25 protein-coding genes and 1 other RNA gene are annotated in these 24,472 nt (G+C 38.9%); 19 read left to right on the forward strand and 7 right to left on the reverse strand.

Features of this window, described 5'->3' with window-relative positions; all coding sequences use genetic code 11:
• Positions 1-243 precede the first annotated feature (243 nt).
• Positions 244-1,353 carry a M14 family zinc carboxypeptidase gene (locus LC419_RS12830; protein ID WP_223607730.1) on the forward strand — a complete coding sequence of 370 codons (1,110 nt, stop codon included), beginning with the start codon at positions 244-246 and terminating at the stop codon, positions 1,351-1,353.
• A gap of 79 nt (positions 1,354-1,432) precedes the next feature.
• Here LC419_RS12830 and LC419_RS12835 read toward each other — a convergent pair whose 3' ends face one another.
• Positions 1,433-1,948 carry a DUF4920 domain-containing protein gene (locus tag LC419_RS12835; RefSeq protein WP_223607731.1) on the reverse strand — a complete coding sequence of 172 codons (516 nt, stop codon included), beginning with the start codon at positions 1,946-1,948 and terminating at the stop codon, positions 1,433-1,435.
• Between the two features lie 143 nt (positions 1,949-2,091).
• On the opposite strand from LC419_RS12835, the gene LC419_RS12840 reads away from it, so the two are divergent.
• From LC419_RS12840 to LC419_RS12855, 4 genes are all read left to right on the forward strand, one after another.
• Entirely contained in the window at positions 2,092-3,510 is a 1,419-nt protein-coding gene (locus LC419_RS12840; RefSeq protein ID WP_223607732.1) for an APC family permease, read from the forward strand.
• A gap of 164 nt (positions 3,511-3,674) precedes the next feature.
• Positions 3,675-4,115, forward strand: coding sequence for a GPW/gp25 family protein (locus LC419_RS12845; RefSeq protein WP_034725422.1), 441 nt, complete (start codon positions 3,675-3,677; stop codon positions 4,113-4,115).
• A 25-nt stretch (positions 4,116-4,140) separates the two neighbouring features.
• A complete protein-coding gene (locus tag LC419_RS12850; RefSeq protein WP_223607733.1) occupies positions 4,141-6,024 on the forward strand; it encodes a type VI secretion system baseplate subunit TssF in 1,884 nt (627 codons plus the stop codon).
• Positions 6,025-6,042: 18 nt separating this feature from the next.
• Positions 6,043-6,975: a YiiG family protein gene (locus LC419_RS12855; RefSeq protein ID WP_223607734.1), complete on the forward strand. Its 933-nt coding sequence runs from the start codon at positions 6,043-6,045 to the stop codon at positions 6,973-6,975.
• Positions 6,976-7,075: 100 nt separating this feature from the next.
• Here the strand turns inward: LC419_RS12855 and LC419_RS12860 are convergent, their stop codons facing one another.
• On the reverse strand, positions 7,076-8,896 hold the full coding sequence (locus tag LC419_RS12860; RefSeq protein WP_223607735.1) for a hypothetical protein: 1,821 nt from the start codon (positions 8,894-8,896) through the stop codon (positions 7,076-7,078).
• A 319-nt stretch (positions 8,897-9,215) separates the two neighbouring features.
• Between LC419_RS12860 and LC419_RS12865 the strand changes: the two genes are divergently transcribed.
• From LC419_RS12865 to uvrA, 3 genes are all read left to right on the forward strand, one after another.
• A complete protein-coding gene (locus tag LC419_RS12865) occupies positions 9,216-9,629 on the forward strand; it encodes a hypothetical protein (RefSeq protein ID WP_223607736.1) in 414 nt (137 codons plus the stop codon).
• A 25-nt stretch (positions 9,630-9,654) separates the two neighbouring features.
• Positions 9,655-10,080 carry a hypothetical protein gene (locus tag LC419_RS12870; RefSeq protein ID WP_223607737.1) on the forward strand — a complete coding sequence of 142 codons (426 nt, stop codon included), beginning with the start codon at positions 9,655-9,657 and terminating at the stop codon, positions 10,078-10,080.
• 264 nt (positions 10,081-10,344) lie between these two features.
• Positions 10,345-13,176, forward strand: a complete 2,832-nt coding sequence (gene uvrA, locus LC419_RS12875; protein ID WP_223607738.1) for an excinuclease ABC subunit UvrA — start codon at positions 10,345-10,347, stop codon at positions 13,174-13,176.
• Positions 13,177-13,229: 53 nt separating this feature from the next.
• On the opposite strand, the gene LC419_RS12880 is transcribed toward uvrA, so the two are convergent.
• On the reverse strand, positions 13,230-13,610 hold the full coding sequence (locus LC419_RS12880) for a hypothetical protein (protein ID WP_223607739.1): 381 nt from the start codon (positions 13,608-13,610) through the stop codon (positions 13,230-13,232).
• 44 nt (positions 13,611-13,654) lie between these two features.
• Positions 13,655-14,140 (reverse strand): hypothetical protein, encoded by a 486-nt coding sequence (locus tag LC419_RS12885; RefSeq protein WP_223607740.1) that lies wholly within the window; start codon positions 14,138-14,140, stop codon positions 13,655-13,657.
• A 205-nt stretch (positions 14,141-14,345) separates the two neighbouring features.
• Here LC419_RS12885 and LC419_RS12890 point away from each other — a divergent pair, with 205 nt between their 5' ends.
• Positions 14,346-14,480: a bacteriocin gene (locus tag LC419_RS12890; protein ID WP_034725432.1), complete on the forward strand. Its 135-nt coding sequence runs from the start codon at positions 14,346-14,348 to the stop codon at positions 14,478-14,480.
• A gap of 46 nt (positions 14,481-14,526) precedes the next feature.
• Here the strand turns inward: LC419_RS12890 and LC419_RS12895 are convergent, their stop codons facing one another.
• Entirely contained in the window at positions 14,527-15,081 is a 555-nt protein-coding gene (locus LC419_RS12895) for a DUF3828 domain-containing protein (RefSeq protein ID WP_223607741.1), read from the reverse strand.
• Positions 15,082-15,207: 126 nt separating this feature from the next.
• Here LC419_RS12895 and LC419_RS12900 point away from each other — a divergent pair, with 126 nt between their 5' ends.
• The 3 genes from LC419_RS12900 (at position 15,208) to LC419_RS12910 (ending at position 16,596) form a co-directional block, all read left to right on the forward strand.
• On the forward strand, positions 15,208-15,720 hold the full coding sequence (locus LC419_RS12900; RefSeq protein ID WP_223607742.1) for a YetF domain-containing protein: 513 nt from the start codon (positions 15,208-15,210) through the stop codon (positions 15,718-15,720).
• 5 nt (positions 15,721-15,725) lie between these two features.
• A complete protein-coding gene (locus LC419_RS12905; RefSeq protein WP_223607743.1) occupies positions 15,726-16,220 on the forward strand; it encodes a GNAT family N-acetyltransferase in 495 nt (164 codons plus the stop codon).
• Between the two features lie 142 nt (positions 16,221-16,362).
• Positions 16,363-16,596, forward strand: a complete 234-nt coding sequence (locus tag LC419_RS12910; protein WP_223607744.1) for a hypothetical protein — start codon at positions 16,363-16,365, stop codon at positions 16,594-16,596.
• 45 nt (positions 16,597-16,641) lie between these two features.
• On the opposite strand, the gene LC419_RS12915 is transcribed toward LC419_RS12910, so the two are convergent.
• Complete coding sequence (locus LC419_RS12915) at positions 16,642-16,956, reverse strand: DUF4286 family protein (protein WP_034725437.1); 315 nt, start codon at positions 16,954-16,956, stop codon at positions 16,642-16,644.
• A gap of 148 nt (positions 16,957-17,104) precedes the next feature.
• Here LC419_RS12915 and gyrA point away from each other — a divergent pair, with 148 nt between their 5' ends.
• The 7 genes from gyrA to LC419_RS12950 all read left to right on the forward strand — a co-directional run bounded on the left by gyrA (position 17,105) and on the right by LC419_RS12950 (position 24,232).
• Positions 17,105-19,690 (forward strand): DNA gyrase subunit A, encoded by a 2,586-nt coding sequence (gyrA, locus tag LC419_RS12920; RefSeq protein ID WP_223607745.1) that lies wholly within the window; start codon positions 17,105-17,107, stop codon positions 19,688-19,690.
• 28 nt (positions 19,691-19,718) lie between these two features.
• Complete coding sequence (locus LC419_RS12925) at positions 19,719-20,747, forward strand: M48 family metallopeptidase (protein WP_223607746.1); 1,029 nt, start codon at positions 19,719-19,721, stop codon at positions 20,745-20,747.
• A gap of 161 nt (positions 20,748-20,908) precedes the next feature.
• Positions 20,909-21,745: a 1,4-dihydroxy-2-naphthoyl-CoA synthase gene (locus tag LC419_RS12930; RefSeq protein WP_223607747.1), complete on the forward strand. Its 837-nt coding sequence runs from the start codon at positions 20,909-20,911 to the stop codon at positions 21,743-21,745.
• A 75-nt stretch (positions 21,746-21,820) separates the two neighbouring features.
• Positions 21,821-22,750 (forward strand): 1,4-dihydroxy-2-naphthoate octaprenyltransferase, encoded by a 930-nt coding sequence (gene menA / locus LC419_RS12935; protein ID WP_223607748.1) that lies wholly within the window; start codon positions 21,821-21,823, stop codon positions 22,748-22,750.
• Between the two features lie 12 nt (positions 22,751-22,762).
• Positions 22,763-23,209, forward strand: coding sequence for an SRPBCC family protein (locus LC419_RS12940; RefSeq protein ID WP_223607749.1), 447 nt, complete (start codon positions 22,763-22,765; stop codon positions 23,207-23,209).
• 3 nt (positions 23,210-23,212) lie between these two features.
• Positions 23,213-23,527, forward strand: coding sequence for a hypothetical protein (locus tag LC419_RS12945; protein ID WP_223607750.1), 315 nt, complete (start codon positions 23,213-23,215; stop codon positions 23,525-23,527).
• 18 nt (positions 23,528-23,545) lie between these two features.
• The gene (locus tag LC419_RS12950) at positions 23,546-24,232 is read left to right on the forward strand and encodes a metal-dependent hydrolase (RefSeq protein WP_223607751.1); all 687 of its coding nucleotides are present in this window, start codon (positions 23,546-23,548) and stop codon (positions 24,230-24,232) included.
• A gap of 105 nt (positions 24,233-24,337) precedes the next feature.
• Here the strand turns inward: LC419_RS12950 and ffs are convergent.
• Positions 24,338-24,435: signal recognition particle sRNA small type (gene ffs / locus LC419_RS12955), an RNA gene on the reverse strand.
• Positions 24,436-24,472: the final 37 nt, after the last annotated feature.

The raw sequence follows: 24,472 nt of genomic DNA on the forward strand, positions 1-24,472 counted from the left end.
TATTATGCCTATTTACTGATTAACAGGCTTTTCTGTACTTAAAGCAATGTTGAAAATATGATTGATATGAACTTTGTAAAGTGTTGAATTATAGCTGTTTGAAATAATTCGTTTAGTTTATATTCAATTAACAATTTTATCAACAGACAAAATGGCAGTTGGCGATGTTTGATGAAATTACAAATGTTAACTAATATTTTTTGTGTAAAAATGATTAAATTTGACTCTTGTAAATTATTTATAATGAATTTTGAACAGATCTATTTTCCAAACCCTAATTTCTTAAACCGCTATATTTCCCCTGAAAAATTATTTTCTTACCTACAGACCAATCTCAGCGGTTACATTCAGGAGATCGGAAGATCCTATTTAGATAAACCTATTTATCAGTTAAGCATCGGAACCGGAACCATTAAAGTTCTTGCCTGGTCTCAAATGCATGGGAATGAATCCAACGCGACACACGCCATGCTGGATCTCTTAGAAACTTTAGATAAGGCTCCGGAAATGAAGGAAGATCTTTTCAGTAAGATCAGGCTGGATTTTATTTTTATGCTAAACCCTGACGGATCTGAAAAATGGACGAGACTGAATGCGGCAGATATTGATCTGAACCGCGACTTTCACAACGAGTCCAGTACAGAGATTAAATTTCTTAAAAAAGCTGCTGCTTCAAATACCTACGATTATGCATTAAATCTGCATGAGCAGAGAACGATCTTCACCACAGACGGAATACATCCTGCTACACTTTCTTTTCTGGCACCTTCGGAAAATGTAGAACGTGCGGTGACGGATAACAGGAAAAAATGCATGGCAGTTATTGGAAGAGTTTACGATCATTTAAAAGAATTAATCCCGAATCAGATCGGAAGATATTCTGATGAGTTTTATCCGACTTCTACCGGAGATAATTTTATCAAAGCAGGAATGCCTACGATTTTATTTGAAGGAGGGCATTTCACAGACGATTATCCACGAAAAGGAACGCGAAAATATTATACGGTGGCCTTATATTATGCTCTAAAAGCCATTAGTGAATTGAACTCCGATATTGAAGGATGGGAGAAATACCTTGAAATTCCGGAGAACCAGGAAACGCACTACGACATTATTTACAGGAATGTAAAACTAAATACGGATCATGAGTGCATTCTGGATGTGGCCGTTCAGTACAGGGAGGTAATAGAGGAAGGAAAGGATGAGATATCTTTTGTGCCTTTTGTAATGGAGGTAGGTGATGTGAAAAAAAGAAAAGGCTGGGTAGAGATAGACTGTACCGGAAAGAAGTTTGTAGCGCCTACCAAATATCCTAAACTGGATGCTGTGGCAGAATTTAGGATAGAAGACTAGATTAAATTATGATAGACAAAATAAAACGTCCTCAGGAAATATGATTTTCTGAGGACGTTATTGTATGGTTGAATGAAATTTAGTTAACTACTTTGATTCCATTGGCTACAAATCTGATCTCTTCTTTAGGAGTCGTGATCGCATCAATTTCAGCCTGAGGTTTTTTAGCATCCTCAGCGTAGTGTTTCTGCTCGTCTATAGAAGTTACTTTTCTTTCTGCAGTTCCTTCAAGGACTACCGTTTTACCTTTTAAAGCAGTAGGTACAAAGAACGCATAGTCTTTCATTTTTACGAAAAACTGGGAATTATCTTCAGTCTGGATTGTTAGCCAGCATCCTTTTTTCTCGCATACATCAGTTACTTTTCCTTTCACTGCTACGCCTTCCACTTTTTTGTTGTCTTTTTTAAGCTTCTTGCTTAATTTATCTACGGTAATGGCTTTAGACTCTGACGTCGAAACAACTCCAGATCCATAAGTATCACCTACAATAGCATTACCTTCCGGTGGTCCGAATTTTTTCTGTGAAGTCTCCTGTGCAAATGCTAAAGTGGAAACACTCACAGCTGCTGCAAATAATATAGCCTTGAATTTCATTTTTAATATTTTTTTCAAAAGTACTAATTAAAATTGAATATTAAATTGATAAAAGGTTGATAAAAAACAGGTGATGCAGTAAATTTTAAACAAATTTCAAAACGAAAGACAGATTTGTTTATATTTGACGCCTATACTTGACTATGCAAAAAAAACTGAAACTTTGGGATGCCATTATGCTGGTAATGGGATCTATGATCGGAAGTGGGATCTTTATTGTAAGTGCCGATATGATGCGGAATCTGGGATCAGGTTACTGGCTGATTGTAGTGTGGGTGATCACCGGAGTAATGACAGTAGCCGCAGCCATAAGCTACGGAGAGCTTTCAGCCCTGTTTCCGAAGGCGGGCGGACAATACACTTATCTTAAGGAGATTTTCGGCAAAAAGATGGGATTCCTGTATGGTTGGGGATTGTTTACAGTGATCCAGACCGGAACTATTGCAGCCGTGGCCATGGCTTTTGGTAAATTTACAGCCTATCTCGTTCCTTCATTGAATGATGCGGCGCCTCTTTTCCAGAGCGGAGAATTTAAAATCACCTGGATACAGATCCTGGCAATAGCCGTTATCCTTTTACTGACTTACATTAATACACGCGGTGTTCAGAGTGGGAAACTGCTTCAGAATGTATTTACCGGCTCAAAAATCATAGCCATATTAGGTTTGATTGCTGCCGGATTCATACTGGTTGATTTTTCGCATATGGCTGAAAATTTCAGTTTAGGTTTGGATTCATTTAATAATCTTAAAAAAGACATCAGCGGTAATTTCCTTAAAGAAGGCTGGGAGCCTATCGGGGGAATGACTCTGCTTGGAGGAATTGCAGCAGCAATGGTAGGTTCTGTTTTCAGTTCTGTAGCGTGGGAAAGTGTAACTTTCGTGTCCGGAGAAGTGGAAAATCCGAAGAGAAATATTGTCAAATCGATGATCTACGGAACTTCCGCAGTGATGATACTTTATATAGCAGTCAATTATGTTTATTTAAATGCTTTGGACAGGGACGGTATTGCATTTGCCACCAATGACAGGGTAGCGGTAGCTGCATCGCAGAATATTTTTGGAAGTGCAGGGACTATTATTATCGCCGTTCTTGTGATGGTATCTACATTCGGATGTAACAACGGATTGATCCTTGCGGGTGCAAGGGTGTTTCAAACAATGGCCAAAGACGGAATGTTCTTTCAATCTGCAGAAAAAAACAATCAAAATGAAGTTCCTGAAAATGCTTTATGGATGCAGGGGATCTGGGCTTCGGTATTATGCCTGAGCGGACAGTATGGAAACCTGCTGGATATGATCTCTTTTGTAATCGTTTTATTCTATATGATTACCGTTTTCGGGGTTATTTATTTAAGGTTTAAAAAACCGGATCTTGAAAGACCATACAAAACATGGCTGTATCCGGTGACTCCAATTATATATCTTCTGATAGGAACAGGCTTTTGTGTACTGCTTCTGATCTACAAACAGCAATACACATGGCCAGGATTTGTAATGGTTCTGCTGGGACTTCCGGTCTATTATTTCATTAACAGAAAAAAGACGGCAGATCAATCATAAATTTTAACCGTATTAACCCTATTTAAGGCTTCCGTAAAAACCCGGAAGCCTTTATTGTATGCGATATTTTTTGAGGTATTTTCCGATTTATTTCATGAAAATGTGTATTTTGGTAGCTCTTTTTAAGTAAACTAGACCATGAAGTAAAAAATAAGAAGCTGACTATGGATACACCAAATTACAGAATGCCTTTTGTACCTTCAACACTCATGACTGAAGGCGGAAGCATTGATATCTGCGACATGGGCGAAAGCATTGCGCACAATATCATGCTGCTGATCACCACCAAAAAAGGCGAGAATAGATATGATGACAACTATGGAAACGACGTCTGGAACCTGGAATTCGACAATGGGGTTACCAGTGCAGTATGGGAAAGCGTTTTCATTAAAAGCCTGAGAAGGCAGATTCAGGAGTATGAACCCCGGATCGTACAGGCACAGGTTGATGCCCACATTCAATTTGTAGAACACAGCTACGATACCAAAGAACACACAGAAATCAAAAAGAAAGTAAGAATTGCCATCAATGCAAAAATGGAGGCAACGGGAGAACGTTTCAGCTTTTCCACAGAATTATTTTTAAGTCCGATGTCTATTGACTAAATGTTTTTAACAGTAAGAAAAATTTATGAACTTAGATCAAAATATATACTCCAAAGAATCTGTAAAGGCAAGAATGCTTCAGAACGCCACCAAAGTGTGGGGACTGAAAAGCCCGCAATCTCTGGACCCTTTTGTAAAACTACTGATAGACGCATTCAGTACGGAAGTCTTCAAAGCCAATAACGAGATTCAGACCGTCAACGCACGTATCCTCGAGAAACTGGCCAAACTTCTGACACCGTCCATTTATACCCATCCGATTCCAGCTCATGCGGTGGCTTTTACGCTGCCTTATGATTCTTCTGAAGTGCTGTTGGAACATACGGAATTCTTTTTCCGTAAGCAAATGACCTCCACAGTGAAATCAGAATCGGACAAACAGCTGAATATTCCTTTTACACCGGTAGGAAATGTAAGGATCAATAAAGTACAGACTGCCGTAATGTTTGTAGGAAATACCTGCTACAGCGTAGACGACAGACTTAATAAAATTCCCGTAGCCAGATTTCAGGGAAAACCTGAAGATTACAGAAAAATTACCATCGGAGTGGATGTCAGCAGATATGTGAGCGAGAATTTCCCTAAATATTTAAGCGTATTCTGCTCCAACCCGGCTTTTGAGCATATGGATTTTGTGTACAAACTTCTTCCTTATATTACGGTGACGAGCAACGGGAATCCTTTATTTGTAAGGGAGGGACTTAGCTATCTGAGCAATAATCAGCCTGAAGGATATGAACAGATGTTCAGGGAACAATCTATCCGAAATAAGGCCATTGAAGATATTAAAAGCATTTACCGCCATAAATTCATAGAAATCACCGGACTTTCAAGCAGTCTTTTCTCAGAGCCTGGAAAATTACCGCAGAATCTGGATTTTCTGGAAGGAAAAGAGGAAATCAGGAAACAGATCGGAGACAAGCGTTATCTGTGGCTTACTTTCGAATTCCCACCGCAGTTTTCTGCTGAGATCCTGGATAATTTCTCATTTGTGATGAATGCTTTCCCGGTCTACAACAGAGGCTGGAAGAAAACGGAATACAGTCTGGATATCATGGGTAACAATATTCCTCTGGTTACAGACGAAGGCGAGCATTTCCTTTATGTAGATGAAGTTCAGGACGGAGACGGAAGAAAATATACAGAAATTCCTTTTACCCCTGCAGATGATCTTAAAAAAGGTCTGTATACGGTAAGAAAAGGAGGCATGGAGCGTTTTACCAACAGAAATGCTGTAGATATGATCGCGAATGTACTGGAATTGACCAGAGATGAGATCGCTGCATTTTCACTTTTAAACAGAGATAATGTTAAAGGGGTTCTGAGCGAAATGTCTGACAAAATGAAGACGATGGTACAAAAGGTGAACAATGCCAAAAGAAATATCAGACAGGAACTTAATTACGTCATTATGGAACCTGTAGAGAAAACAGACCATACGTATGCTTCTTTCTGGGTGACACACTGTAATCTGGCCAATCATATGCGTCCGGGAACTGAGCTTTCTAATCAACTGAAATCGCAGACCGTGGTGCTTCTTACAGAAACCATTGGAGGTGCGGAAGAACAGAAAGGGACAGACAGTATTCAGGCTTATAAATATGCCTTAACCACAAGAGACAAGATCATTTCCCTGGAAGACGTTAAAAACTACTGCAGAATGATCCTTAAAGATGAGGTGAAGGAAGTAAGGGTAAGAAGAGGAACCATGATCAGTAACCGTCCTAAAGAAGGCTTTGTAAGAACCGTTGAAGTTGAGATTATTCCACAGAACTATTCCTTTTACGGAAGAGCCTACTGGGAAAATATGGCCAATATCCTCAGAAATCAGATCATTTCAAAAGCTATTGACGGGATCGAATATGTAGTAAAGATAAGCAATGAAGACATCGACCTTGAAGAAATATAACCAAACAAACTATAAAATATGAGAAAAATTATCGTACTTGCTATGGCGCTGACCTTTACATCGGTGAGTGTCATCAGCTGTAAAAAAGACGTCAGTAAACTGGGTAAATCTGTTTTGAATCTTGGAGGGGCGGATGATGCCAATGCCATCATTGATTTTAACAACAACTTTTTAGATTCATATAAGAGTACATCCAGACATATCGAAAGCATCCTTAAATATGCTGATGCCGCCGCTGCAAAAGCAAAAGGAGAGAACGTAATGATTATGCCTATTGTGATCAGCTCGATGGATTATTCATTCGGAAAGATCAAAGAAGTGCCGTCAGGATTTGGAAAAGACAAAGCAGCTATAGAAGCAGACTTTAATGCCTATAAAACCAAAAAGGAAAATATAGAGAAAAAGTTTGAAGAGCTTAAATCTTATATGACTTCTGAAGACTATAAAGATGATAAGGGTGCAAAAGCGGATGCCATCACAAAAGAAATTGAAACCGAGGCGCAGGCTTTATTTATTTCCGGAGAAAATGTGGTAGCCAAGATCAAGCCGGGAACAGATGCTGCAGAAGAAGTAATTCTGAAAGATCATCCGATGAAAGAGTATATCATCTCTTCAAAGAGTGTAATGAATTCTCTGGATGCTAATATTGATCTTCTGGACAAGCAGTATTCAGGAAAGTTCAACGAAGCGGAAGCCCAGAAAAAGTATGATGAACTTGCGAAGACAGTAGAAGCGAATTCCAAATTAGATTTCAATGTCAAAGATGCACAGTATTCTTATAAAAAATCACAGTTTGAAAGCTTCAATAAAACGGCTTCAGGCTTTTTGGATACCTACAGAAAACTGATCCGTAATGCTAAAGGGACCGGGAAAATTTCCGACAGTGATATCCAGCAGATTGATTCTTCTTATGAGTCTGTATTGAATTCATACAATTCATTTGTGAAATAAGGATTAGAATATAATTTATAGAAAAAAGACTGATACATGGTGTCAGTCTTTTTTGTTGTCTTTTTATCTGTAAAAATAATTTAAACGCGGTCTAATGTATTCAGCTCAGTTGTTGTATCAAAAGGTCCAGACTGTCCTCTTTTTCCAGATTTAATTTTTGTTTTATCCGGTATCTGGCCATGATAATGCTTTTAGGATCTACACCCAGACGGGTAGCAATTTCTTTATTGGAAAATCCCATCAGTATATAGGTGCAATGCTTCAGATCCAGCCGGGTAAGCTTATTGTTTGCCTGTTGCTGTAACCGGTTAAAAAATTCCGGGTGTATATTTGTCAGGCTGGCTTTTGCGTGCTCAAAATCTTCATCCATCCGTTGGTCTTCTTTTAATATGCGTTCCATTTGGTTTTTAAACATTCCGTTTTCTGATGGATTGGCTAATTTGTCCCGCATCGTCTGCAAAAGTTCGTTTTTTTGTTCCACCTGTAAGTTGCCAGCCAGCAGTTCTTTTTGTAATTTCTCCTGTCTTTCCTCCAAAAGTTCCTGCTCAGCCTTTAAACGGGCAGCTTCCTCAGTTCGCAGTTTCTGTTGCTGGATAGATGATTTTAATCTGAAATGATAAGATCGGAAAAGAAATACAAGTGCCAGCAGACCGGCTATGATCAGACCGATAGAAATAAAATTAAGTTTTCGGTTAAAAGTAGCCCGTTCCTGTAGGGTTTCAAGTTCTTTTTCCTTTTTTTCTGCTTCATACTGCACTTCAAGTTTTTGGGTTATAGAAAGTTTTGCAGCATTGTACGATTCCTGTTCATACTGCATATACTTTTTATAATATTCTAATGCTTTTATCTTGTTACCGCTTTTCTCTGCTACAGTGGCCAGTCCTTTCATCATGGAAGCTTTCACCGCGGTACTTCCGCCTGCACTGCTTTCTACTTCAGCGAAGCCGGCCAGGAAGAGCCTTTCTGCTTCTGCATAATTACCGTCCGCTATAGCATATTCGCTTAATATCCCATAACAGTTGGCGATCACTTCTTCATGTCTGAATTTCCGGGCAATGGTCAAAGCCTGATTAATGTATTTTTCGGCACTATCTTTATACTCTTTGGGAAAGAACTCCCAATACATATTGGCTATATTTAAAGCCGCTGCCGCTATATTGATATGGTTAACGATCCGCTTTGGCTGTGCTTGGGAAAGCTGCAGTACCTGCTGATTGTAGTAAATGGCAGAATCCAGAAGCTTTTTTTGTGAAGGATCTTTTCTGAAGCTTTGCAAAAATGAAGACCCCATAGCAAGGTAGGCATTGCAGATGATATCCGGATCCCGAGATTGGTTAGCCCGTTGCAGACTAAGCCGGGTGTATTTCTTTAATTTTTCAGGATCTTTCAAATCGGCATAAATACTCGCTAAATAATGATAGACAAGACTTTCATAAGCATATGCTTTCTGACCCTCCAGCAGTTGCAGAGATTTAAACAGACTGGCCGATGCTTTAGACGTATTGTTTACCGTGTATTCAAGCCATCCTTTTCTCAGCCACACATAGCCGTTCACTACTTTGTTGGTAGATTTTTCGGTATATATTAAAGCGTTGTCAATATTTTTTTGAGCAAGGATCAGACTGTCCCTCTGGACGTTCAGATAAGTTAAGGTAGCTAAAGCAAAAGCACTGTATTGTCCGTCAGGAAGCTTGTGTCCTAATTTTAATGCCTCGTTGGCTGCACTTAAAGCTGCCGGCATGTCCGTTTCGTAAAGGTTACGGCCAAGATGTGAAAGGGCCATTGCTCTTTTTTCAGGTTTCAGTTCGGGGGTACGAAGCAGACTTTTCAAAGAATCAACCATGATGGACTGTGAGCGGGCCTTATCAAGCCCGGTGAAAAGTAAGATCAGAATAATTATGAACTTAATATGATACTTCATAATATGCTATTATAATGTGTCAGGGATTCTGAATAGGGAAGTTGTTGAGGTTAAAAAACACCAGGTCTTTACCTTTCAGCCTCCAGTCTATTAATTTTAATACTGAATACAACAAAAATACAATTTGTTCATTGATAAAGGACATGTTTTATGGTCTGAAATATACTGAATCATAGATGAAAAATAGTGCAGTATATGCTTTATAAACTGTTTTTCTGTCGTTGTAGATGTTTTGTATATCCTTTTTTATTGGAAAATGTATGAATCGGACTGCACCTTTGTAATAGAAATGATATGATCTATTTTAAATCTTAACATTATGAAAAAAGCAATATTAATCCTGCTTACAATACTATCAGTCATTATTGCAGCAGGCTGTTCCAAAGATGATAATGATCCTTCAGAAGCGCCCGTAAAGGAAAGAATACTGGGTAAGTGGAAATTCATTTCGGTAGTAACCGAAAACACAGTGCTTTCGGAGCCAACTGAAACTACAACGGAATATGGCGTGGAAGGAGATTACTTTGATTTTCGTTCAGATGGAAACATCTATTATGTTTTAGGAGGAGATACTGAGGAGATAGCGCCTTACAGTATCGAAAACGAGACCACACTTAAGATTGAGAATGATGCTTTTACCATTAAAGAACTTACCCAGCACAAACTGGCTTTTCAGTTTGTAAAAGTAAATGCCAATTATACAAGGAAACAAGCCTATAACCTGAGTAAATAACTAGGAATCCATAAAAGAAATACATATGAAAACAAATAAATTCTTACCCATACTCATCTTGTTAATAATAACTTTAATAAGTACTTCCGGATGCCATAAAAGCAGTTCCGAAGATGATGAAAATGATGCCATAACGGTGATGCAGCAAAAAATTCTGGGTCACTGGAATTTAGTAAAATTTATAGAAGAGACAAGAGTAGGCAACCAGCCTCCTGAAATCATCAACAATGATCCACAGAATATTTATTTTGAGTTTTTTTCCAACGGAAAAGTAAAAACAAATGCTGAAGGGGAAGAAGAATATTCTTATGAAGTGAAGGCCAACAACACGATGATTTTATGGCAAAAGGAACAACAAATTCTGGAACTGACCCAAAACAAGTTTACTTTCAGCAATACGGCTACCGAAGGGAATACGACTTACAAACAAACCTATTTCTTAACCCGCTAAAAAAACTGTTTTTTAGAAATTATTGAAGATATGTTCAATCAGTTCAAAAATAATCATGAAGCAATGCAGACCATTTGATAATGAAATCGAACAAACAAAATAACCACTCTGCATATCCCTTATACACGCCATTCAATGAGATAGATATTCTAACTTAAAAATTTAACTAAAATTAAACTCTAATAAAAACTTTCCGGTTCATACAATTCCATAAAATTCCGTAATTTTGCACATCGTGATTTTCAGGCAGAGTCACTTCAAATTATGAGCAAATCAACAGAATATATAGAAGTTTACGGAGCACGTGAACACAACCTTAAAAATATTAATGTTAAGATCCCGCGAAACGAACTGGTAGTGATTACCGGACTTTCCGGAAGCGGAAAATCTTCTTTGGCTTTTGATACGATCTTTGCCGAAGGACAGCGCCGTTATATTGAAACATTTTCAGCATATGCCCGCCAGTTTTTAGGCGGTCTGGAGCGTCCTGACGTAGATAAGATCGAAGGACTTTCTCCTGTAATTGCCATAGAGCAGAAAACAACCAATAAAAACCCACGTTCCACGGTAGGAACCGTTACTGAGCTTTATGATTACCTGCGTCTTTTATATGCAAGAGTTTCTGATGCTTACTCTCTGTCTACAGGGAAAAGATTGGTAAGCTACACGGAAGACCAGATCCTTGATACCATCAAGGAAAATTATAAAGGTGAAAAAATAATGCTGATGGCCCCGGTGGTACGTTCCAGAAAGGGACATTACCATGAGCTTTTCGTGCAGATGGCGAAGAAAGGCTACGGCCAGGCAAGAATAGACGGTGAACTTCAGGATATTGAATACGATCTGAAACTTGACCGTTACAAAACACACGATATCGACATTGTTATCGACCGTTGGATCATCGGGGAGAATGCTTCTGAAACCAGAATGGAGAAATCCTTGCGCACCGCTATGGAAATGGGCGAGGGGATCATCGGAATCCAGAAACTGGGGAGTACAGACATCGAATACTTTTCGAAAAACCTGATGGATGCTGAAACAGGACATTCATTAGCGCTTCCGGAACCGAATACATTCTCTTTCAACTCTCCGAAAGGAAGCTGTCCGGACTGTAAAGGATTGGGAACCATTAAAAAAATTAATACAGATTATTTTATTGAGAACCCTAAACTTTCTATTAATCAGGGAGGATTATTACCATTGGAAGATATTAAATCCAACAAATGGATCCTGTCTCAGATTAAAAATATCCTTGAGATTTTCGGGCTGGGAATGGCGACACCCATGCAGGATATTCCTGAAGAGGCTCTGGATTACATCTACAACGGATGTCACAAAGAATTTAACAAAGACCTGAAATACGCAGGGATTACTAAAAAAATAAAAATAAGTTTCGATGGTCTGATCACTTTTATGGAAGAGATCATCGACGAAAGAGAATCTTATGAAGCAGTTCTGCTGGAAAGACACTTCACCACTGAAGAAACCTGCCCGGAATGTGGCGGAACCCGTCTTCAGCCGGCAAGTTTAAGCTTTAAGATCGACGGAATGAATATCGCTGAGGTGAATGCTTTAAGCTTATCTGATTTAAAAGAATGGCTGTCAGACATTAAAGATAAGTTCTCAGAGAAAAATAAAATCATCGCCTACGAAATCTTAAAAGAAATCGAAACAAGACTTCAGTTCCTGCTGGATGTAGGTTTGGACTATCTGAGTTTAAGCAGAAGCTCGAAAACACTTTCTGGTGGCGAATCTCAAAGGATCCGTCTTGCTACACAGATCGGGTCACAGCTTGTGAATGTTCTGTATATTCTGGATGAACCTAGTATCGGACTTCACCAGAGAGATAATGAAAGACTGATCAGTTCATTAAAGAACCTTAGAGACATCGGAAACTCCGTGATCGTTGTAGAGCACGACAAAGATATGATCCTGGAAGCTGATGAGGTATTGGATATCGGTCCGAGAGCCGGAAAATTCGGAGGAGAAATATTGTGGCAGGGAAAACCGAAAGATCTGCTAAAGGCGGATACAATCACCGCACAATACATCAACGGAAAAAGGAAAATTGAAGTTCCCGCAGAAAGAAGAGCTGGAAACGGTAAAAGCATTCTGCTAAAGGGAGCTACAGGAAATAACCTTAAAAATGTAACGCTAGATATTCCATTAGGAAAACTGGTGGTGGTAACGGGAATTTCAGGAAGCGGAAAATCTTCTCTGATCAACGGAACTTTATACCCGATCCTTAACAAACATTTTTACAGAGCTGTTCAGGAACCTCTTCCATATAAGAAGATAGAAGGACTGGATCATATCGATAAAATTGTAGATGTAGACCAGACTCCGATCGGAAGAACACCGCGTTCAAATCCTGCGACATATACGGGAATGTTTACAGATATCAGAAATCTTTTTGCGGAACTTCCGGAAAGTAAAATCCGTGGATACAAGCCGGGAAGATTCTCATTCAACGTAAAAGGCGGAAGATGCGAAACCTGCCAGGGTGGAGGATTGAAAGTGATTGAAATGAATTTCCTTCCGGATGTTTATGTTCACTGTGAGACGTGCAACGGAAAACGTTTCAACAGAGAAACTCTTGAAGTGCGTTATAAAGGAAAATCCATCTCCGATGTCCTGGATATGACGATTGATGAAGCCGTAGACTTCTTCCAGCCGATTCCTAAGATTTTTGCTAAGGTGAAAACACTTCAGGATGTAGGATTGGGGTACATTACGCTTGGGCAGCAGTCGACAACCCTTTCAGGAGGGGAGGCACAGCGTATCAAGCTTGCTACGGAACTTTCAAAAAGACAGACCGGAAATACGCTTTATATTTTAGATGAACCTACCACCGGACTTCACTTTGAAGATGTAAAGATCCTGATGGAAGCCATCAATCAACTGGTAGAACTTGGAAATTCATTCATTATCATCGAGCATAATATGGATGTGATCAAATTAGCCGACCATATCATCGACGTAGGACCGGAAGGCGGAAAGCACGGCGGACAGATCGTAGCTCAGGGAACTCCTGAAGAGATTGTAAAGTCTAAGAAGAGTTTAACCGGGAAGTTTTTGAAAAGAGAACTGGAATAAGAAAATATCTATTTAATTATATAAAAGAATTTGTGAAAGCAGATTCTTTTTTTTTATTTCCCTCTCATTTCACTATAAATACTTTCAAGCCTTACCCAATAATCCTCCTGCATCCACCCATATTTCTTATAACTAATTCGGATCATCAAATTTTTAAATCTGTTTTTGGTTTCAAGATGAGATGTAATAGCTTCAATCAGCCATTTTTCATTAAAGCAGGCCCATTCACCTGCAGGCTGAAGCAGATTGGACTGAAGAACCGGAAAAACCTCATAGGTATTAATGGTTTTCACGTCTTCAAAAGTATACGGGCTTTCCAGAATTGTTTTTGCAATATATCGGAAATCGGAATCCTGAAGCTCCGTATCCAGATAAAAATCAGAAAGAGCGATCCATACAGGAGTTCGCTCTTTAATACTCAAAGGTTTTAGCATTATACTTTTTTTGAATAATGAAAATCTTATGGGATTGCGGGATCCTACAATGGAGAGATGTAAACCTCTATTTTGGTTCCGTCGTAATTAAAAGTTCCATCAGAATTACGCTTGCCCAGGACCCATTTCATATCAACAGGCACCGACCATGCTGTTCCTAATGAGAATCCATTCACAGATCTGATCTCAGAACCGCTTCCGGTAGTAATCGCTGAGTGAAACCAGGTCTTGTCTCTTACTCTGTAAAAACCGATGGCCTTTCCTTTGGGAATAACAGAATATCCATTCCATTTTTCTCCTCCGGCATAATCGAACTTATTAAGCCATCCCTGTGCATAGTATTGTACAAGTTCAGAAGGAGATATCGCGGCGCCTCTCATGTATAAAGCATAAGCTACCACATCATGACATATTCCTTTGTTGTAACTGCCCATATCGTCCTGACCGGAAAGAAGACCGTTAGAAATCTGTGTCTTTTTTATGGGATCCAGTTGGCCTGCATGAGCTCCTTTTGCTGTTATAATTTCCATATTTTTAATTGTTTTGGTGTATGTTTTTGGCTTATTGAAAGATACGCATTAAATATTAAACAGTATTTCCCTGGTGGTAGATTTATTTTTGTTTTAGCATAAACATTTCTGAATGATCTATAAATAATGAAAAATTTAAATATTAAACTGTAATAAAAAGATGATAAATTCGTTATAAATTCACCAAACATAAAATTAAAACGATATGAAAAATTTAAAAAAACTGACAAAAACCGATTTGAAATCTGTGTACGGCGGAGAGCCAAAGAAATACTGCGTATTCTGCGAATGGATGAATAAAGTAGTATGCAGCGAAGTTCCTATCGCTCAATGCCCTTAAAAAATGTAAAGCTGCTCTCAGAGCAGCTTTTTTTTATGATGAGGTTTTACTGAGTGGCATTTTTAATGAATTCTTTCAGGCTTGTTTTCAAATCTTTAGCATTGCCGATAGTGTCAAAACGGATGTTATCAATTTTCCAGCCCTGACCGGAATTGATCAACTCTACATGGTCAGTCCACTTGATTTTAGGTGGAGAAAGCGTGTATTCAAGCTCAACAGCTACATCTGCGGAAGTTCGTGAAGGATCTATTTTGACTGACTTTATTTTATATCCGGTATATCCTTCATAAAGACTTGATAAAACTGCCCCTTCAAACAATAATGGTTTTTCATCAGGATGATCACTTTTTTTCACCCGTTCAATATCAGCTTCTGATGCGTGGATAGCTTCTTCCAGAGTCTTTTTCAGTTCCGGAGAAAACAGACTGTCGGAAAAAGACTGATCGTAAATTGATTTTTTTGAACCGTCATATTCAGTATAAAGCTGGTTAGCCTTTTGGGTAATTTCCGTATCAGCCGATACCGATGGGCGGTTTTCACTGTTTTTGCAGCTTATCAGAAACAGGATACCGCTGAAGTATAAAAATAATTGCTTGATCATATAGTGTATTTTTTCATTAAAGTCTCAAACCCTGTGCCGGTTTTTCTGATTTCTTTGCTTGAATTGGTTAAAAAAAGTGAGCAGCCAATCATAAAAATGTATACATTTGAGTATAAAACATGATTTGTGAATCCTATTCTTGATGTTGTCGTACGTTCTCTGTGTGTTTACCTTTTTATGGTAATCGCGATCCGTCTTTTTGGCAAAAACCAACTTTCTCAGCTTAATGCAGGGGATGTTGTATTGCTGCTTCTTATTTCCAATGCCGTTCAGAATGCCATGGTGGGACCGGATACTTCGCTGCAAGGAGGTCTTATTGCAGCCCTCGTTCTTTTTGCGGCCAACTTTATTTTAAAAAGACTCATGTTTGCGAACCGGAAATTTGAAACCTTCATGGAAGAAGATCCTGTGGTCCTGATCAGGGATGGCGTGATCGATCAGCCTGCGTTGAACAGGGTAAAGATTACCCGCGATGAACTGGAAGAAGCGATAAGGGAACACGGTGTAGAAAGAATACAGGATGTAAAGCTCTCTATCCTTGAAGTGGACGGAAATATCAGTGTTGTTTCTCAGGACGAAACGCAGAAGCAGACGCATTATTCAAGAATAAAAAGACGAAATAAAAGAAAATACCATTAAATAGTATGAATTACGAATTACGCGAAATGCTTCCCAGCGACGAAAAAAGGGTGCTGGAAATATTCAGACAGGGACTGGAAGGCGGTATGGCTACATTTGAAACTGAAGTTCCTACGGCCGAAGCTTGGAATATTGAATATTTCAACGACTGCCGTTGGGTTCTGGAAAATGAAACAAATGAAATAGTAGGGTGGTGCGCATTGAAGCCAGTAAGCAAAAGAGAATGTTATAAAGGAGTAGCTGAAGTAAGCATTTATTTTGAGAATTCTTATCAGGGGAAAGGTTTAGGGTCGGTTCTGTTAAAAAAGATGATTCTCGATAGCGAAAGCCACGGATTCTGGACATTACAGGCCAGCATCTTTCCTGAAAATGAAGCGTCCATAAGATTTCACCAGAAAAACGGCTTCAGAACCATAGGTGTACGAAAAAAAATCGGAAAACTGAACGGACAGTGGAAAGATGTTATTCTGATGGAAAAGAGAAGCGAAATAATTAATTAGATATGAGAAGCTAGAAATTAGAAATTAGTGTGAAATTTTGAAATAGATCCCAAAACTAGCTTCTAACCTCTACTATCTAACTTCTTTTTAAATTTTGGCATCAACCTTGTTATGTCCCTACTGAAATTTGAAAAAGTAGAAAATGAAAAGTTTGATTAAAATTACGGGAGTTGTGACGGTCCTGTTCATGATGTCATCGTGTGTAGTGCATGATCAGCATGTGAGAAGGGTTCCACCGGGACACGCCAAGAAAATGTATGGAGGAAGCGCAAGATACTATGCTCCGGGACATGTGAAAAAAAGAGTGTATTACTACGACAATGACGACAGAGGCCGCGGCCACAGACACAAAGGAAAAAAACATCACAGAGATTGAGAAAAATAAAAAAGCCCTGATTTTTTCAGGGCTTTTGATTTGTATTTAAAATCTGGATTTCTTAGGATTCAGGAATGTATTGAAGATCATCACTTCGGTTCCGAATTTTTTCTCGACCCTTTCTGCAATATTCAGCATTTCACTTTTAATAAAGTCTTCTCTGAGGTCTTCATTGTCAAAGATTAAGAGAAGATTATAATTCTTACCTTCGTCTATATAATCCGTGTGTACTTCAGAAAGAATATATTTGTTGACATCCATCAGGTTTTCCGCCATCTGGACCAGTGTTTCGTCAATATAATTTTCCCATTCTTCAATATTGTTTTTCGTGCAGTGGAAAGTTATACTCAATAAGCTCATATTTTATGAATTTTTAAGATTTTGTGGATAAATTCTAGTGCAAAAATCGGTAAAAATTTCGTAAATTAGCCCGTTAATAAAAATTGGAAATAAATAATTTTCAGACGCACAGCTAAAGGTCTGACTGTCATTATAATAAAATTTGTTTATGCAAAAAGAAGGAGAAAGACTGATTCCTATCAACATTGTTGATGAAATGAAATCGTCTTATATCGATTATTCGATGTCGGTTATCGTTTCAAGAGCGTTGCCGGACGTAAGAGACGGCCTTAAACCCGTTCATAGAAGAGTACTGTATGGTATGTATGGATTAGGGGTTTTTTCTAATAGAAAATATTTAAAATCTGCCAGAATTGTTGGGGATGTTTTAGGTAAATACCACCCGCATGGTGACTCTTCTGTTTACGATGCGATGGTAAGAATGGCGCAGCCTTGGAGCTTGCGTTATCCTCAGGTGGACGGACAGGGTAACTTTGGTTCAATGGATGGTGACCCGCCTGCAGCAATGCGTTATACGGAAGCAAGATTGAAAAAAATATCTGATGATATTCTTTCTGATTTAGATAAAGAAACCGTTGATTTTCAGAATAACTTTGATGATAGTATGACGGAGCCTACCGTTATGCCTACAAAAATTCCAACTCTGTTAGTAAACGGAACCTCGGGTATTGCAGTAGGTATGGCAACCAATATGGCGCCACACAACTTATCAGAATCTGTAGATGCGATCACTGCTTATATCGATAATAAAGATATTACGATCGATGAATTGATGCACCACATTACAGCGCCGGATTTCCCTACAGGAGGGATTATCTACGGTTACGACGGAGTAAGAGATGCTTTCCATACAGGAAGAGGAAGAGTAGTGTTAAGAGCAAAAGTGAATTTCGAGGAAATCGGAAACAGAAATGCAATTATTGTTACAGAAGTTCCTTACCAGGTCAATAAGGCAGACATGATTGCCAGAACAGCTGAACTGGTTAAAGATGATAAAATTGTAGGAATTCATGAGATCAGAGACGAATCGGACAGAAATGGTCTGCGTGTCGTTTATGAATTGAAAAATGATGCGATTCCAAATGTTGTCTTAAACCTATTATATAAGTATACAGCGCTTCAGACTTCTTTCAGTGTGAATAATATTGCATTGGTTAAAGGAAGACCGGAACAGTTGAATTTAAAGGATATCATCCATCACTTTGTAGAGCACAGACATGAAGTGATCGTAAGAAGAACTCATTTTGAGCTTAAGAAAGCGAGAGAAAGAGCGCATATCTTAGAAGGTTTCATGAAGGTGATTGGTGCTCAGGATTCTTTAGACAGAGCTATTGCGATTATCCGTCACAGTGCTAACCCTCAGGGGGCAAAAGAAGGTTTGATCGAAGCATTCGACCTTTCTGACATTCAGGCTCAGGCTATTCTTGATCTGAGATTGGCCCGTCTTACAGGAATGGAACTTGATAAGATCCGTGACGAGTACGATGCGATTATGAAAGAGATCATGAACTTGGAAGACATCTTGGCGAATGAGCCGAGAAGATTCGAGATCATCAAAGAAGAGCTTGCTGAAATTAAAGAAAGATACGGTGACGAAAGAAGAACTGCCATTGACTTCTCAGGAGGTGAAATGTCTATCGAAGATATCATCCCGAACGAAGCAGTGGTTCTTACCATTTCACACGCAGGATATGTTAAGAGAACTTCTCTGTCTGAATACAAAATTCAGAGCAGAGGTGGGGTAGGAAACAGAGCGGCAACAACAAGGGATGAAGATTTCCTTGAGTACATCGTTTCTGCAACCAATCACCAGTATATGTTATTCTTCACAGAAAAAGGTAGATGTTACTGGTTAAGAGTATTTGAAATTCCTGAAGGATCTAAAACTTCAAAAGGAAGAGCGGTACAAAACCTGATCAACATCGAACAGGATGACAAGATCAAGGCTTATATCAGAACCAACAACCTGAAAGATGCTGAATATGTGAACCAGATGAGCGTAGTAATGGTAACCAAGAACGGTACTATTAAGAAAACGTCTCTTGAGGCTTATTCAAGACCAAGGGTAAATGGGGTGAATGCCATCGAGATCAGAGATAATGACCAGTTATTAGGAGCTTACTTGACCAATGGTACTTCTCAGATCATGATCGCTACTAAAAACGGTAAATGTATCCGTTTCCCTGAAGAAAAAGTAAGAGAAGTAGGTAGAGGATCTATCGGGGTTCGTGGAATCAGCATGGATGAAGATGATGAAGCAATTGGTATGATTGTTGTGAATGATCTTGAAAATGAAACGGTTCTTGTTGTATCTGAAAAAGGATACGGAAAAAGAACAGCTGTTTTAGACTATAGAGAAACTAACAGAGGAGGAAAAGGAGTTATCACCCTGAACATTACCGAAAAAACAGGAAATCTGATTGCTATTCAGAATGTGACAGACGAAGACGGATTGATGATCATCAATAAGTCGGGTGTTGCCATCAGAATGAATATGGATGAAATGAGAGTGATGGGTAGAAATACACAGGGCGTAAGAATGATCAACCTTAAGAAAAATGACGAAATTGCAGCGATTGCAAAAGTAGAAATGGACAAAGATGTTGAAGATGATTCTGAAGAAAATGAAGAAGGGACAGAAATTGTAGCCGATAACCACGAAAACAATACAGCACCTCAGGCTGAAAACGAAAGTCCGGCTGAGGAAAATGAGAATTCTGATTCTGAAGAGTAAAAAGTACAATTAATATAATATAGTTATTATGAAGAAACTCATTTTAGGTATAGCCATCGTAGCTTCTGCTTTCGTTTTCGGTCAGAAGAACGATGTAAATGCCAAGTTACAGGAAACGAATAAAGCTGCAATGGATGCATATACTGCAAAAAATTACACCGTTGCTGCGCCTAAGTTTATAGAAGTGTATAACTTGTTGAAAACAAACGGACAGGATGATAAGATTTACATGTATTATGCAGGGTTGAGTTATGCGTTAGCCAATAACAATGACGAAGCCATCAAAATATATACAGAGCTTATCAATTCCGGTTTTACAGGTATTCAGACCACGTATACTGCAAAAGAGAAAAAATCCGGTCAGGTAGTTCCTTTGGATAAAACGACCTGGGATCTTATGAAGAATAAGAACAGTGACTATTCAGATTTCAAAACTGAACAGACGCCAAGTGTTGAACCGGATCTATATGAAACATTAACTACACTGCTTCTTAATGCAAAGAAACCTAATGAAGCATTAGTGATTATTGACAAAGGATTGGCTAAATATCCGAATAATGCTAAACTTAAAGACGCTCAGGGTACCGCGTATTACGAGTCAGGAAATACAGAGAAGTTTATCGGAGCTCTTAAAGAGCAGTTGTCTAAAAATCCTAATGATGCGACCAACTGGTATAATCTTGGGGTAATGCAGTCTAAAAATCCTGCCTCTTTGGAAGATGCTATCGCGTCATTCAAAAAAGCAATCGAGATCAAGCCTGACTTCGATAATGCTTACCAGAATCTTGTATACACCGTGATCGGGGACGATTCTAAAATCGTAGACCAGATCAACGCTACAAGAAAAGAAAAGCCAGATGAAGCGACCAAGCTGATCGATGCGAGGAGAGAGAGGTTTGCGAAAGCACTTCCTTATGCTGAAGGATGGTACAAAGCTGCACCAAAGAACATCGATGCTGTTACTGCCTTGAAAGAGATTTATGTAGTAACTAAAAACATGGATAAAGTTAAAGAAATGAAAGCTAAAGAAACTGAGCTTAAAGCACAGACGAAATAGTTATTCTTTAATTGAATAATAAATGAAAACCGGAACAGAAATGCTCCGGTTTTTGTTTTTAAGGACCTGAAAAACATATCTGTTTTTTACTGTTATTATCGTGAAATTTCACCTTAAAAATTCTCTGCAATTCCGTATCTTTGAGAAAAATTTTTTACAAGATGATAGAGTGGAAAACCGTCAAAGAATACGAAGATATTACCTATAAAAAATGTAATGGTGTAGCAAGAATTGCTTTTAACAGACCAGAGCTTCGAAATGCTTTTCGTCCAAAAACGACTTCCGAACTGTATGATGCTTTTTATGATGCCTCTGAGGACTCCTCAATAGGTGTTGTTTTGCTTAGCGGAGAAGGACCAAGTCCTAAAGACGGAGGTTGGGCCTTTTGCAGCGGAGGAGATCAGAAAGCAAGGGGGCATCAGGGATATGTAGGAGAAGATGGAAGGCATCGTCTGAATATTCTTGAGGTTCAGCGTCTGATCCGCTTCATGCCAAAAGTAGTGATCGCGGTTGTTCCGGGATGGGCTGTGGGTGGTGGACATTCACTTCATGTGGTTTGTGATCTTACTTTAGCGAGTAAAGAACACGGTATTTTCAAGCAGACTGATGCGGATGTTACAAGTTTTGACGGTGGATACGGTTCTGCTTATCTGGCCAAAATGGTAGGTCAGAAAAAAGCCCGTGAAATATTCTTTTTAGGAAGAAATTATTCTGCTCAGGAAGCGATGGATATGGGAATGGTGAATGCAGTGATTCCACACGCTGAATTAGAAGATACAGCGTACGAATGGGCCCAGGAAATTTTAGCTAAATCTCCATTGTCTATCAGAATGCTGAAATTCGCCATGAACCTTACAGACGACGGAATGGTTGGCCAGCAGGTATTTGCCGGTGAAGCCACCCGTTTAGCGTACATGACGGAAGAAGCACAGGAAGGAAGAAATGCATTCCTTGAAAAAAGAAAACCAGACTTCGGAGAAAATCAGTGGATCTCTTAAATATCAGTAATGAGCAATAAGTAATCGGCAATATTTTTCCATTACTTATTACTCATTACCCATTACTTATATATTATGTCGGATTGGATAAAAGCCGCAAGGCTAAGAACTTTACCGCTGTCATTAAGCGGAATTATTATGGGAGCTTTCATTGCCAAATGGAGGCTTTACCGTGAAGGCGGAACATGGGACTGGAGAATTTTTGCTCTGGCTCTTTTAGTAACGCTTTTGTACCAGATTTTATCAAACTATGCCAATGACTATGGTGACGGCGTAAAAGGAACTGATGCCAAAAGGATCAATGAAGCGGAAGCAAGGGCGGTGGCTTCAGGAAGGATCACGGCCAAGCAGATGAAAAATGCAGTCATTCTTTTTTCTGTCCTGTCATTTGTAGCAACCATCGGACTTTTATACGTAGCATTTTTTCCTGATTTCATGAAGGAATTCTACACTTTTGTCGGATTGGGTGTTGCCTGTATTTTGGCAGCAATTGGCTATACGGTAGGAAAGAAACCTTATGGATACATGGGATTGGGAGATCTTTTTGTATTTGTATTTTTCGGATTGGTTTCGGTATGCGGAAGTTATTTTCTGTTTACGAAAACCTTCAGCTGGGACATGCTGTTGCCGGGAACAGCCATCGGAATGATGAGTATGGCGGTTTTGAACCTGAACAACATGAGAGATATTGAAAGCGACAGGCTTTCCGGGAAAAACAGTTTAGCCTTGAGAATTGGCTTTAAAAATGCAATGATCTATGAAATGATCCTTTTGCAGCTCCCGTTGATCTTAATCCTTGTGTTTTTAGGTGTCAATGGCTTTATACAGGCTCAGAACTATTACGTTTTTATCGTAATGATCCTTCTGTTGCCATTGATGAAGCTGAGAAGAAATATCATGACTGTAAAGGAGCCAAAAGAGCTGGATCAATATCTGAAACAGGTAGGTATCATGACCTTTATGATGGCGGTCCTTACAGCATTCGGGCTTAATTTTTTTAACTAAAATAATACCACTATGAGTACTGATGTGTTTGTTGAAGTTCAAATGCTGATCAGAAAACCGGTTGCGGATGTTTTTGAAGCATTTATCAATCCTGAAAAGACCACACAGTTCTGGTTTACAAAATCTACCGGGAAACTGGAAGAAGGGAAGTCCGTGACGTGGGAATGGGAAATGTATGGCGTGAAATCCAATGTAAAGGTTCATAAAATCATTCCTGATCAACTGATCAAAACAGAGTGGGGCGATCCGGCAGTACAGGTGGATTATGAATTTAAAGAAATGGAGAAAGGAACGCTTGTGGTCATTAAAAGCTATGGTTTTGCCCAGTCAGGAGAAGAACTCCTGAAGGAGGTTAATGACAATACCGGAGGTTTTACGACAGTTTTAGACGGTTGTAAAGCTTATCTTGAACATGGGGTTAAATTAAATCTCATCGAGGATAAGTTTCCACAGAAATAATCAATGAAGAATACTTTAGTCTATAAAATAACCTCCTGCTTATCCATTTTGTTGGCAACGGTATATTTTTATGAAGTGGTGAGTTCTTTTGAAGGTGTTAAAGAATTATTTTTAGAAATAAGTTCGGTTGCCTTGGTGGTTACCATTTTTGTGATCATTAACCTTTTACTTTCAATTTTACTTTTAACGAAAAAAATAAAAGTAAAATTAATTCTCATCATCTTTCAAGCTCTCATAATCATAGTAACAACTTGGGCGTTATATGAGATTTATTCTTTTGAAGAAATCACTATCATAGATTCCCAGATTGTCTCTTAATTTAAAAAATCATTAAAAATGAAAATACAATTTTTAGGACAAAACTGTTTTTTGTTTACTTACAAAGACAAAACAATTTTAAGTGATCCTTTTTACAACTACAAAAAAGCAGAATCAGGTTTTGATATATCGGCGCAGAAAATCGATTATATCCTGCTGACTCATGCTCACGGTGATCATATTGCAGATGTTGCAGAAGTACTGCAGCACCATCCGGATGCCACCGTAATTGGGGTACCTGAAGTATGCGCCTATTTTAAAACAGCGAAAAATAAAAACGATGTGAACTTAGGAGGATCGGCAAAAATCGGCGATCTTAAAATTTCCATGGTGCCGGCTCATCATACGAGTTCATTCCCCGATGGGAGCTATGGAGGTGTTCCTGTAGGCTATATTTTCAGACTTCCTGAAGGGAAGAACATCTATTTGGCCGGAGATACAGGCGTAATGGCTGATATGGAGCTGTTCCCAAGACTTTACGGGAATATTGACCTGTCTATCCTGCCCATCGGAAGCCACTACACGATGTGTCCTAGAAAAGCTTCTTTTGCAGCAGCAGAATTATTGAAAACCCCGAAAGTGATCGGTTGTCACTTTGATACCTTCCCTGCCATTGAGATCAATCACGAAAGTGCACTGAAGCATTTTGCAGATAAAAATGTAGAACTGGTTCTTCCTAAATTAGGAGAGGAGTTTGAATTTTAAATAAAAAATGAAAGGTAATCCGGAAATTAGAATGGAAATGTTGAAAAGTATAGAAACAAAAAAAGATAATCTTCCAATTACCTTACTTCAACTTCAATTAAAAAAAAATGGCAAGCTACCTAAATCACACCGCTACGACCAATTACCTTTGCTGTGTTCCCACCCTGGAGGGTTCTCAGGAGCTGGTTGTTTAGGACTTGCCGTTGCAAAGGTAGGAATAATTTATAAACTTCAAAATAT

The sequence above is a fragment of the Chryseobacterium sp. OSA05B genome, from assembly GCF_019970065.1.
Lineage (GTDB): Bacteria > Bacteroidota > Bacteroidia > Flavobacteriales > Weeksellaceae > Chryseobacterium.

Bases quoted from the DNA above. Each gene is read 5' to 3' on its own strand.
- LC419_RS12830 (WP_223607730.1), top strand. From the start codon at position 244: ATGAATTTTGAACAGATCTATTTTCCAAACCCTAATTTCTTAAACCGC.
- LC419_RS12835 (WP_223607731.1), bottom strand. From the start codon at position 1,948: ATGAAATTCAAGGCTATATTATTTGCAGCAGCTGTGAGTGTTTCCACT.
- LC419_RS12840 (WP_223607732.1), top strand. From the start codon at position 2,092: ATGCAAAAAAAACTGAAACTTTGGGATGCCATTATGCTGGTAATGGGA.
- LC419_RS12845 (WP_034725422.1), top strand. From the start codon at position 3,675: ATGGATACACCAAATTACAGAATGCCTTTTGTACCTTCAACACTCATG.
- LC419_RS12850 (WP_223607733.1), top strand. From the start codon at position 4,141: ATGAACTTAGATCAAAATATATACTCCAAAGAATCTGTAAAGGCAAGA.
- LC419_RS12855 (WP_223607734.1), top strand. From the start codon at position 6,043: ATGAGAAAAATTATCGTACTTGCTATGGCGCTGACCTTTACATCGGTG.
- LC419_RS12860 (WP_223607735.1), bottom strand. From the start codon at position 8,896: ATGAAGTATCATATTAAGTTCATAATTATTCTGATCTTACTTTTCACC.
- LC419_RS12865 (WP_223607736.1), top strand. From the start codon at position 9,216: ATGAAAAAAGCAATATTAATCCTGCTTACAATACTATCAGTCATTATT.
- LC419_RS12870 (WP_223607737.1), top strand. From the start codon at position 9,655: ATGAAAACAAATAAATTCTTACCCATACTCATCTTGTTAATAATAACT.
- uvrA (WP_223607738.1), top strand. From the start codon at position 10,345: ATGAGCAAATCAACAGAATATATAGAAGTTTACGGAGCACGTGAACAC.
- LC419_RS12880 (WP_223607739.1), bottom strand. From the start codon at position 13,610: ATGCTAAAACCTTTGAGTATTAAAGAGCGAACTCCTGTATGGATCGCT.
- LC419_RS12885 (WP_223607740.1), bottom strand. From the start codon at position 14,140: ATGGAAATTATAACAGCAAAAGGAGCTCATGCAGGCCAACTGGATCCC.
- LC419_RS12890 (WP_034725432.1), top strand. From the start codon at position 14,346: ATGAAAAATTTAAAAAAACTGACAAAAACCGATTTGAAATCTGTGTAC.
- LC419_RS12895 (WP_223607741.1), bottom strand. From the start codon at position 15,081: ATGATCAAGCAATTATTTTTATACTTCAGCGGTATCCTGTTTCTGATA.
- LC419_RS12905 (WP_223607743.1), top strand. From the start codon at position 15,726: ATGAATTACGAATTACGCGAAATGCTTCCCAGCGACGAAAAAAGGGTG.
- LC419_RS12910 (WP_223607744.1), top strand. From the start codon at position 16,363: ATGAAAAGTTTGATTAAAATTACGGGAGTTGTGACGGTCCTGTTCATG.
- LC419_RS12915 (WP_034725437.1), bottom strand. From the start codon at position 16,956: ATGAGCTTATTGAGTATAACTTTCCACTGCACGAAAAACAATATTGAA.
- gyrA (WP_223607745.1), top strand. From the start codon at position 17,105: ATGCAAAAAGAAGGAGAAAGACTGATTCCTATCAACATTGTTGATGAA.
- LC419_RS12925 (WP_223607746.1), top strand. From the start codon at position 19,719: ATGAAGAAACTCATTTTAGGTATAGCCATCGTAGCTTCTGCTTTCGTT.
- LC419_RS12930 (WP_223607747.1), top strand. From the start codon at position 20,909: ATGATAGAGTGGAAAACCGTCAAAGAATACGAAGATATTACCTATAAA.
- menA (WP_223607748.1), top strand. From the start codon at position 21,821: ATGTCGGATTGGATAAAAGCCGCAAGGCTAAGAACTTTACCGCTGTCA.
- LC419_RS12940 (WP_223607749.1), top strand. From the start codon at position 22,763: ATGAGTACTGATGTGTTTGTTGAAGTTCAAATGCTGATCAGAAAACCG.
- LC419_RS12945 (WP_223607750.1), top strand. From the start codon at position 23,213: ATGAAGAATACTTTAGTCTATAAAATAACCTCCTGCTTATCCATTTTG.
- LC419_RS12950 (WP_223607751.1), top strand. From the start codon at position 23,546: ATGAAAATACAATTTTTAGGACAAAACTGTTTTTTGTTTACTTACAAA.